This is a genomic window from Pseudomonas sp., assembly GCF_002796985.1.
Lineage (GTDB): Bacteria > Pseudomonadota > Gammaproteobacteria > Pseudomonadales > Pseudomonadaceae > Pseudomonas.
The window spans coordinates 1-1,231 of the sequence record NZ_PEKX01000028.1 but is presented as its reverse complement, the minus strand read 5'-3'; the positions used below and the strand labels follow the sequence as shown (position 1 = coordinate 1,231).

General features: G+C 55.7%; 1 protein-coding gene. It reads right to left on the bottom strand.

All coding sequences use genetic code 11. The annotated features are described in order from the left end of the window. Positions 1-18: 18 nt before the first annotated feature. A protein-coding gene (locus CTR55_RS27300; RefSeq protein WP_125841855.1) for an IS3 family transposase occupies positions 19-1,169 on the bottom strand; the annotation gives its coding sequence in 2 pieces (ribosomal slippage) (positions 19-926 and positions 926-1,169; 1,152 coding nt in all). Between the last annotated feature and the right edge of the window lie 62 nt (positions 1,170-1,231).

Below are 1,231 nucleotides of genomic sequence, written 5' to 3'. Positions count from 1 at the left end.
TGAATCGCCCCGGATTCCCTAGACACTTTCCAGGCTCAGTAAATGTCGCTTCTCAAACTCTACCGGTGACAGCTGGTTGTTGAAACCATGCCGGCGTTTTGGGTTGTAGAACATCTCGATGTAATCGAACACATCAGCGCGAGCATCCTGCCTGGTGCTGTAGATCTTTCGCCTGATCCGCTCCCGCTTCAGCAGCTGGAAAAAGCTTTCCGCTACCGCGTTGTCATAGCAGTTGCCACGTCGACTCATGCTGCCAAGCAAGTTGTTGGCTTTCAGGAAACTCTGCCAGTCGCCGCTACTGAACTGGCTCCCCTGATCTGAGTGAATCATCACCTCCTGCTTTGGCTTGCGTCGCCAAACCGCCATCAGCAAGGCATCAATAGCTAGGTCGCTGGTCATCTGCGGCTTCATTGACCAACCGATTACCTGCCGCGAAAACAGGTCTAGTACCACCGCCAAATACAACCAGCCCTCATAAGTGCGGATGTAGGTGATGTCCGTGACCCAGACCCTGTTGGGTTCGGTGACATTGAATCGGCGCTCCAGATGATTCGGTGAGGCCACTGGAGGCTTGCCACCATAACGGCCCGGTCGACGCCGGTACCCTGTCTGCGAGCGCAGTCCTTCCAGGCGCATCAGTCGAGCAACGCGATGCTTGCCGCACGCCTCTCCAAGCTCACGCAGGTCGTCATGAATTTTGCGGTAGCCGTACACACCACCGCTCTCTAGCCACGAGTGCTTGATCAGACCAAGCAGACGTTGATCATCCTTGGCTCGTGCTGACTTCGGTTCAGCCAGCCAGGCGTAGTAACCGCTGGCATGTACTTTCAGAGTCAGGCACAGACGACGAACCGAATAGTCTGCGGATAGCTGATTGATGAAGGCGTACTTCAGCCGCACTCCTTGGCAAAGTACGCGGCGGCCTTTTTTAGGATGTCTCGCTCTTCGGTCACGCGCTTGAGTTCAGCACGCAGACGACGTAGCTCAGCTTGCTGGTCGTCCTCTTGCGCTCGCTGCTCTTGGGGCTTGCTGTAGCGCTTTACCCAGGCATACAGGCTGTGCGTCGACATGCCCAGACGAGCAGCTACCTCAGCAACCGGAAGACCTCGCTCGGTCACCTGCTTGACTGCTTCGATTTTGAATTCTTCGGGATAACGCGGGTTGCTCATGGCACCTCCTAATGGGTCGTATTATGAGGCACGGAGGTGTCTACGAAACTAGGGTCGATTCA